Annotated in this window: 8 protein-coding genes; 7 read left to right on the top strand and 1 reads right to left on the bottom strand. The window is 69.5% G+C overall.

Going from position 1 to position 8,701, the window contains the following annotated elements:
* The 7 genes from ACSQ1L_RS12615 to ftsH form a co-directional block, all read left to right on the top strand.
* Window positions 1-423 (top strand): hypothetical protein (locus ACSQ1L_RS12615; RefSeq protein WP_435995100.1); only part of this gene is annotated, 423 nt, incomplete at its 5' end.
* Window positions 424-546: 123 nt separating this feature from the next.
* The gene (gene tolB, locus ACSQ1L_RS12610; protein ID WP_435995098.1) at window positions 547-1,917 is read left to right on the top strand and encodes a Tol-Pal system beta propeller repeat protein TolB; all 1,371 of its coding nucleotides are present in this window, start codon (window positions 547-549) and stop codon (window positions 1,915-1,917) included.
* A gap of 124 nt (window positions 1,918-2,041) precedes the next feature.
* Window positions 2,042-2,593 (top strand): peptidoglycan-associated lipoprotein Pal, encoded by a 552-nt coding sequence (gene pal / locus ACSQ1L_RS12605; RefSeq protein ID WP_435995114.1) that lies wholly within the window; start codon window positions 2,042-2,044, stop codon window positions 2,591-2,593.
* Window positions 2,594-2,709: 116 nt separating this feature from the next.
* Window positions 2,710-3,810, top strand: a complete 1,101-nt coding sequence (locus ACSQ1L_RS12600; RefSeq protein WP_435995096.1) for a DUF3667 domain-containing protein — start codon at window positions 2,710-2,712, stop codon at window positions 3,808-3,810.
* 40 nt (window positions 3,811-3,850) lie between these two features.
* On the top strand, window positions 3,851-4,723 hold the full coding sequence (locus tag ACSQ1L_RS12595) for a tol-pal system protein (RefSeq protein ID WP_435995094.1): 873 nt from the start codon (window positions 3,851-3,853) through the stop codon (window positions 4,721-4,723).
* Window positions 4,720-6,057, top strand: coding sequence for a tRNA lysidine(34) synthetase TilS (tilS, locus tag ACSQ1L_RS12590; protein ID WP_435995112.1), 1,338 nt, complete (start codon window positions 4,720-4,722; stop codon window positions 6,055-6,057). Before ACSQ1L_RS12595 ends, tilS begins: the two co-directional genes overlap by 4 nt.
* 35 nt (window positions 6,058-6,092) lie before the next feature.
* Window positions 6,093-8,024, top strand: a complete 1,932-nt coding sequence (gene ftsH, locus ACSQ1L_RS12585) for an ATP-dependent zinc metalloprotease FtsH (protein WP_435995092.1) — start codon at window positions 6,093-6,095, stop codon at window positions 8,022-8,024.
* Window positions 8,025-8,091: 67 nt separating this feature from the next.
* Here ftsH and ACSQ1L_RS12580 read toward each other — a convergent pair whose 3' ends face one another.
* Window positions 8,092-8,508: a GreA/GreB family elongation factor gene (locus ACSQ1L_RS12580; protein ID WP_435995091.1), complete on the bottom strand. Its 417-nt coding sequence runs from the start codon at window positions 8,506-8,508 to the stop codon at window positions 8,092-8,094.
* Window positions 8,509-8,701: the final 193 nt, after the last annotated feature.

Below are 8,701 nucleotides of genomic sequence, written 5' to 3'. Positions count from 1 at the left end.
GAAACGCCGCCGCCGCGCGAGGAGCCGCGGCTCGACCTCGGCGCCCTCGCCGCCGACCGGCCGAACCGGTCGCCCCGGCGGGACACGCGGCCGCCGTCTGGCCAGCAGGCCGGCGGCACGGCGGGCCAGACCAGCGGTCCGGTCATCACGGCCATGTTCAACCAAGTCTACCAGAACTGGAATCCGCCCTGTCAGACGCCGGGCGCGGCGGACCTGCGCATCCAGATGGACGTGACCCTCGACGCGCGTGGCCGCATCACGGACGGGCCGACGCTGGTCGGCGCGCGAAACGATCCGGTCTGGCGCGCCGTCGCCGCCGGGGCCATGCAGGCGCTGGTCCGGACCGCGCCGTTCGACGTCCCGGCGAGCTTCACGGGCGGAGAGTACCGTCCGTCGTTCAACATGGAACGGGCCTGCGGATAAGCCTGCGGCGGGGCTGATCAAAGCTGATCAGGCCCGAAAGTCGCCCCATTCGCGGCCATGCTGGCTTCTCACGAACGGTCCGGTGATAAGGACCGGCGTACGTCTGACTTGCGGGAGCTAACAATGCGTCTGAACCGACTTCTGGCCGGCGTCGCCATTCTGGCTATGACCGCGAGCGCCGCCGTGGGCCAGACACCTCCGGGGCAGACCGGACAGACCGGACCGGTCGAAGTCGAGATCGACCAGGGCGTGTTGCGCCCGTTCCAGATCGCCGTGGTCAATTTCGACGGGCAGAACGGGGCCGACCTGTCGGGGGTGATCCGCGCCGACCTGCGCCGCTCGGGCTATTTCGAGCCGCTTGACCAGGCCAGCTTCGTCGAGACCGGTCTGACGGTCGCCAACGCTCCCAACTTCCCGCAGTGGACCTCGATCGGGGCCCAGGCGGTGCTGTACGGCTCGGTGACGCGCCGGCCGGACAACCGCAACGATTACGGCTTCCGCCTCTACGACCCCTATCGCCAGTGCCAGCTGGCTTCCTACCGCTTCACCGCCACGCCCGAGCAGTGGCGCCGCATCGGCCACAAGATCGCCGACGTGGTCTATCAGCGCATGACCGGCGAGGCCGGCTTCTTCGACAGCCGCGTGTTGTTCGTGTCGGAAAGCGGCACCCAGCTCAACCGCCTGTCGCGCCTCGCCATCTCGGATCAGGACGGTATCGACCCGGTCTTCCTGACCCAGGGCGAAGAGATCATCATGTCGCCGCGCTTCTCGCTGAACGACCCCAACGAGATCACCTATGTGGCGTTGGGCAAGGACTACAGCCGCATCTACCTGCTCAACCTGTCCACCGGCCGACGCGAGTCGCTCGGCGAGTTCGACGGCCAGGTGCTGGCCCCGCGCTTCTCGAACGACGGCTCGAAGATGGCTTTTTCGATCATCCGGGGCGGCAACACCGACGTCTATGTGATGGACCTGGCCAGCCGCCAGGTGCGCCGCCTGACCAACGATCCGGCCATCGACACCTCGCCGTCGTTCAGCCCGGACAACAGCCAGATCGTCTTCACCTCTGACCGCTCGGGCTCGGCCAAATTGTACATCATGCGCGCCGACGGCTCGGGCCAGCGCCCGATCTCGCGCGGCGGCGGCATCTACACCGCCCCGAACTGGAGCCCGCGCGGCGACCTGATCGCCTTCACCAAACAGGGCGGCGGCCGCTTCTCGACCGGGGTGATGAAGCCTGACGGCACCGGCGAGCGCATCCTGTCGTCGAGCTATTTCGAGGAGGGCCCTTCGTGGGCCCCGAACGGCCGCTACATCATGTTCGCACGCCAGTCGCCGGGCGGCGACACCCGGCTGTGGACCGTGGATCTGTCGGGACGGGTGGTCAGCCAGGCCGGTTACAACGGCCGCGGCACTGATCCGGCCTGGTCGCCGCTTCTCGACGAGCAGCCCAGCAACCTCGGAAGCGGCGGCCCCGACAGCTGCGCCAGTTGAATTCAAGCGGAGCCTTTCGGCTCAATTCCGCGTTATCGCGACTGGTGAAATCAGTGGCGCGACAGTACCCCACGATTATAGCAAAGCTGGAGGCCGAGGCCTCGCACCAAGGAGACGACTGATGATGAAGACCTCGACCCTCCTCCGTCTGGTCGCCGTCGGCGTGGCCGTCACGGCCATTGCCGCCTGCACCCCGCGCCGTCCGGTGGACAGCGCCGCCGGCGACACGCCCCCGGCCACCGGGCCGCAGTATCCGACGGCTCCGACCGGCCCCGTTGACGGCGGCGACCTCGGTGCGTCCACGCCGGGCTCCGAGCAGGACTTCGTCGTCAACATCGGCGACCGGATCTATTTCGACCTCGACAGCTACGAGGTTCGCCCCGACGCCTACCCGCGTCTCGACGCCCAGGCGGCGTGGCTGCAGCGTTATCCGCAGGTCACCGTCCGGATCGAGGGCAACGCCGACGAACGCGGCACCCGCGAGTACAACCTCGCGCTCGGCGCGCGCCGCGCCGAATCGGTGCGGAGCTATCTGGTCCAGCGCGGCATCGCCCCCGCCCGCATCGACACCATCAGCTACGGCAAGGAGCGTCCGATCGCGGCCGGCTCGAACGAGGAGGCCTGGGCCCGCAACCGCAACGCCCACACCGCCATCGTCAGCGGCGCCACGCGCTGATCCGGCGACGCCGTCGGTGATTTCAGGAAGGGCGGCCGATCACCGGCCGCCCTTTCTTTTTTGACCGCCGCCCGCCGCGGCGGGTAAACCACCGGACAGCAGCAGGGGACGGCGGCATGGACATCGACGCGGCGGGCGGCGCGGCTACAGGCGGGATTCTCGCGGGAGCGCTGGAGCGGCCGACCGGCCACGCCGGCGACGCGGAGGGCCATTGCACCGACTGCGGCCAACCGGTCGAAGGCAAGTTCTGTCCCAACTGCGGCCAGCCGACCCATGTGCATCGCTCGCTGCTGCACCTCGGCGAAGAGATGCTGCACGGCGTATTGCACTTCGACGCCCGCATCTGGCGCACCCTGCCGCTGCTGGCGTTGAACCCCGGCCGTCTGACGCGCGAATGGGTGCAGGGCCGGCGAACCCGCTACGTCTCGCCGCTGGCGATGTTCCTGTTCACCGTCTTCCTGATGTTCTTCGTGTTCAGCTTCACGGGCGGGCTGGAGCCGGATGCGACCAGCACCCTCCCACCCGCCGAGCGGGCGGAGTTGATGAAGGATCTGGAGGCCGCCCGCGCCGAACTGGCGGAAGCGACCACGGCGGCGGAGGGAACGCCGGCCTCGGAGCCCCTGCGGCTTGTGCGACAGGCGCGACAGACCGCGGTCAACGTCATCGAGTCCCGACTCGGAGACGCCCCCTCCGCCAAGCGGGCCGATGGTTTCGTCCCGGGTACGTGGCAGGCCCAGATTCACGACCTGGTGGCTTCGGGGGAACTCAAGGTCAATCTGGGCGACGAGCACCTCAATGAGAAGGTCACCAAAAAGCTGCTCAACCCCGATCTGGCGATCTACAAAATTCAGCAGACGGCCTACAAATTCAGCTTCCTGCTGATCCCCATCTCGATCCCGTTCGTGGCGCTGCTGTTCCTCTGGCGGCGAGGCTTCACCCTCTACGACCACGGCGTCTTCGTGCTCTATTCGCTGACCGCCATGTCGATTCTGATGATGGTGATCTCGCTCCTCGCACCCCTGTGGAGCGGGTTCGTCACCCTGGGCATGGTGCTTCTCACCTTCGGCGTTCCGGCGCACATGTTCGCCCAGCTGAAGGGCGCCTACGGCCTGTCGTGGTTTTCGGCCGGATGGCGGACCCTGCTGCTGCTGGTGTTCTCCAGCCTCGCATTCAGCCTGTTCGTTCTGGCCATCATCACGCTCGGCCTGACCGGCTGACGCCTTGCGGCGGCCTCAAATCGGTGGGACGAAAACAACCATGCTGAAGCTGCCCACCGCCCTCCGCTCGAAGAACGCCCTGATCGCCCTCGTGGGCGTCGCCCTGATCGCCGGCACGACCACCGTCGTGGCCCAGACCGCGCCCATGGAGCCGATCCAGTGGGACCGGCGCAGTCTGGAGCGGCTGGACCGCAACGTCCGGCGTCTGGAACGGGCCCTGACCCAGCGCAACGCCGCCGGCCAGCCGGCGATCATGGAGCCGGAGCCCGAGGTCGTGGCCCTGACCGGCCGGGTCACCACCATGGATCGCCGCCTCAATGATCTCGAGAACACCCTGCAGCGCGTCAATGCGGACCTGGAGCGGCTGACCTTCCAGCTCGACGAAACCCGGCGGGACAACGAAGCCCTCGGCGCCCGGCTGCGTAACGCCGAGACCCGACTCCAGGCCGTGACGGCGGCGGCGGAGCGTGAAGCCGAACTGAACGCGCCGATCAGCTCGACCTCGCCGACCGGCGACGCCGGCCGTGACCTGGCCGCCGCCGCGCGACTGGCCGCCTCCGATCCGGCGCTGGGCGACCGCGCCTTGCAGACTGTCGCTCTCGCCTGGCCTGATACGCCCCAGGCCCGCGAAGCCAACGCGCGGCTCGGCGACCTGCGGGTGTCCGCCGGCGATCATGCCGGGGCCGTGGCCTTTTACGCCGCCGCCCTGGAAGGCTGGCCCGACGCGCGGTGGGCCGGAGCCGCCGTGCTCGAACTCGCCACGGCCCTGAACGAAACCGACCGCAAGACGCAGGCTTGCACCGCTCTGTCCGAGTTCGACCGGCGCTACGCCGAGGCCGCCGCCGCCGCCGTGCGCACGCGCGCGGCCGGCTTGCGCACCCGCTTCGCCTGTCCGGCCCGGAGAGGGGGCTGAGCCCGACCGCTCCGGCCTGGCTCGACCGGGTCCGCGAACGGCTGACCGCGCGGCTTGAGCGCGGCGCGGCGCGGCCCGTGGCCCTGGCCCTGTCCGGGGGCGGCGACTCCGTCGCCCTGCTGGGCGTCGCCGCCGACTGGGCGCGCGACCACGACCGGCGCCTGCTGGCCCTGACCGTCGACCACGGCCTCAATCCCGACAGCGCCGGCTGGACAGCCTTCGCCGCCGGGACCGCGCGCGCGGCGGGGGTCGACTGGCGCGGCCTCACATGGCGAGGGCCGAAGCCGGCGACCGGCCTGCCGGCCGCCGCCCGCGCCGCCCGCCATCGGCTGATCGCCGACGCGGCGCGAGAGGCGGGCGCCCGGGTCGTCCTGTTCGCCCACACCGCCGACGACGTCGCCGAGGGCGAACTCATGCGCGCCGACGGCTCGACCCTGGGCCGCCTGCGGGACTGGTCGCCGTCGCCGGCCTGGCCCGAAGGACGGGGCCTGATGCTGCTGCGGCCCATGCTGGACGTGGGCCGGGGTGAGTTGCGCCACTGGCTGGCGGGACGAGGCGCGGACTGGATCGACGACCCGGCGAACGAGGATCCGAAATACGCTCGAGCCCGGGCGCGAACCTCCCTTCTCCCGTTGGGTGGAGCCGGATCGGACCGCGGTCCGGCGACGGGGGGGCGGTCGAAACCCGGCCGGAACCCTCCCACCCGCGTATTGGCGAGCGGGCCCCTCCCTCTCCCGATCGGAGAGGGGGCGTTCACCGCCGAACGCACAATCGCCGCCCCCGTCCTTGCCGTCCTCCTCGTCTGCGCCGGTGGCGGCGACCGGCCGCCGCGGGGCGACCGGCTTGAGCGGGTGCTGACGCGGCTGAGGGCCGGCGATGTCTTCACCGCCACCCTGTGCGGCGCCCGGATTGAGGCCGCGGCCCATCAAGTCCTCGTGACCCGGGAGGCCGGCGAGTTCGCGCGCCGCCCGGTCCCGCCCCTGCCGCTGGCGCCGGGCGTGGAGACCGTCTGGGACGGGCGCTGGGCGGTCGTCGTCGCCGAGCCCGGCTGGAGCGTTGCGCCCGCCGCGGGTCGAATGGCCGCGCTGTCAAAGGCCCACCGGGCCCGGTTGCACGCCCTGCCGCCGGCGGCGCGCGGCGGTCAGCCTGTCCTGATCCGGAACGACGCGGATGCGCCGGTTCTTGCAGGAGCCGTGGCCAGGACGCGGTCGCTGGCCGAGGACAGACTGGCGCTCGCGCTGGACCGAATGACGCATGAAACGGAGCTGGCGCCGCGCGCGCATGGCGCAACGACCCGGAAACACCTATTTTCCGGCGCTGACATCATCGAATAGGGGAGCGCGCCGCGCTTCCAGGGATTGAGACGAGAATGAACCTTCGCAATCTGGCCATCTGGGGCGCCGTCATCCTGGGCGCGCTCGCCTTCTATGTGGCGGTGGACCGTCCCGGGACCGTCGGCGCGCCCGGTCAGAAGGCGACCTCCGATCGCCCGGCCGAGATGAGCTACTCGGACCTGATCGCGGCCCGCGACGCCAAAAACATCGCGGCGGTCGAGGTTCGCAGCGAGACGCTCCTGATCCAGACCAAGGACAACAAGAGCTTCACCGTCGTCACATCGCTCCCGAACGGGGACCTGATTGAAAGCCTGAACGCCTCCGGCGCCGAGGTCGATGTCAAGAACACCCGCCAGCCGATGTGGATGGGCATCCTGCTCGGCCTGCTGCCCTTCGTGCTGATCATCGGCCTGTGGATCCTGATCATGCGCCAGATGCAGGGCGGCGCCCGCGGGGCCATGGGCTTCGGCAAGTCCAAGGCCAAGCTGCTGACCGAACACAAGGGCCGCAAGACCTTCGACGACGTCGCCGGCGTGGACGAGGCCAAGGAAGAGCTGCAGGAGGTCGTCGACTTCCTCAAGGACCCGGCCAAATTCCAGCGCCTCGGCGGCAAGATCCCCAAGGGCGCCCTGCTGGTCGGCCCTCCGGGCACCGGCAAGACGCTGCTGGCGCGCGCTGTCGCCGGCGAGGCCGGCGTGCCCTTCTTCTCCATCTCGGGCTCCGACTTCGTCGAGATGTTCGTCGGCGTCGGCGCCAGCCGCGTCCGCGACATGTTCGAGCAGGCCAAGAAGAATGCGCCGTGCATCATATTCATCGACGAGATCGACGCGGTCGGCCGTCACCGCGGCGCCGGCCTCGGCGGCGGCAATGACGAGCGCGAGCAGACCCTGAACCAGTTGCTGGTCGAGATGGACGGGTTCGAATCCAACGAGGGCATCATCCTGATCGCCGCCACCAACCGGCCGGACGTGCTGGACCCGGCCCTGCTGCGTCCGGGCCGCTTCGATCGCCAGGTGGTGGTCCCCAATCCCGACGTGGGCGGCCGCGAGAAGATCCTGCGCGTGCACATGAAGGACGTGCCGCTGGCCGCCGACGTCAACGTCAAGACCATCGCCCGCGGCACGCCCGGCTTCTCGGGCGCCGACCTGGCCAATCTGGTCAACGAGGCGGCCCTGATGGCGGCCCGCAAGGACCGGCGCATGGTCACCCACCGCGACTTCGAGGACGCCAAGGACAAGGTCATGATGGGCGCCGAGCGCAAGTCCATGGCCATGAACGAGGAGGAGAAGCGCCTCACCGCCTATCACGAGGCCGGCCACGCCATCGTCGCCATGAACGTCAAGATGGCCGACCCGGTGCACAAGGCCACCATCGTTCCGCGCGGCCGCGCGCTCGGCATGGTCATGCAGTTGCCGGAAGGCGACCGCTATTCGATGAAGTTCCAGCAGATGATCGATCGCATCGCCATCATGGCCGGCGGCCGGGTGGCTGAGGAGCTGATCTTCGGTCCCGAGAACATCACCTCGGGCGCCAGTTCCGACATCGAACAGGCCACCAAGCTGGCCCGCGCCATGGTTACGCGCTGGGGCTTCTCCGAGAAGCTGGGCACCGTGGCCTACGGCGAGAACCAGGAAGAAGTCTTCCTCGGCCACTCCGTCGCCCGCAGCCAGAACGTCTCGGAAGAGACGGCGCGGATCATCGACACCGAGGTGCGCCGCATCGTCACCGAGGGCTGGGAGGCGGCCCGCAAGATCCTGACCGAAAAGGCCGCGGACCACGAGAAGCTGTCCCAGGCCCTGCTGGAGTACGAGACCCTTTCGGGACAGGAGATCAAGGACCTGCTGGAGAAGGGCGTCGCGCCGAACCGCGACGAGAGCAACTTCCCCAATGCCGGCCCCTCGGTCTCGGTGCCCATCACACCGGTGTCTGACGGTGTCGAGGTCGAGGCTCCGTCGACGGTCCACTGACCGGGAGTTTCAGGATCATGAAGGGGCCGGGGTGCGAACCCCGGCCCTTTGCATTTCCGCCTTGGCGTCAGGGCAGGTCTTCGGGGTCCTCGATCAGGATCGGGGTCAGTTTGTGCAGACGTCCGGATGGGTCGGGCCAGTTGATCGACTGGCCTTCGGCGAGACCCAAGAGCCCTGATCCGACATAGGACAGGGGGGAGATCAGGCCCTGATCGATGTCGGCCTGATCCGGCGCGACGATCTTGACCCGCCGCGTCCGGCTGCTGGCGCTGTCGGTGTAGTGGACCCAGCGGTTCAGGCCGACGGTCGGCGTCCGGCGCCGGTCGGCGTCGACCTGGGCGCGCGCCAGTTCCTGCTGCAGAAGTCCGGCCGCGCCGCCGGCGTTCAGGTCGCCGACGAGGTCGCAAAGCCGGGCGTGATCATCGGGGGTCAGGCGGATATCGGGCAGGGACGCCGACTCCACGTCGAAATTCCGGAAGGTCATGGGATGGGTCTCGGAGGGTTGGCCTGCGCGTCATGGCGCGGCGCCGGGGATCGGCTTCGGGAAGGCGGAGGATCACGCCCGGGGCGTGACGCGCGCGTCTTCGCCCCGGGTTAGTCGCCTGCGACGAGGCGTCCCGCGTGATTCAACAACCGGCCCTGTTCGGAACATCCGTACATCCCGCCAGCCTAGCCCC

Origin of the sequence: Brevundimonas sp. LjRoot202 (assembly GCF_964253355.1) — a bacterium.
In the GTDB taxonomy this organism is placed as follows: domain Bacteria; phylum Pseudomonadota; class Alphaproteobacteria; order Caulobacterales; family Caulobacteraceae; genus Brevundimonas.
Note: the sequence above shows the minus strand (reverse complement) of the source record. Positions and strands in the feature narration are given on the sequence as shown.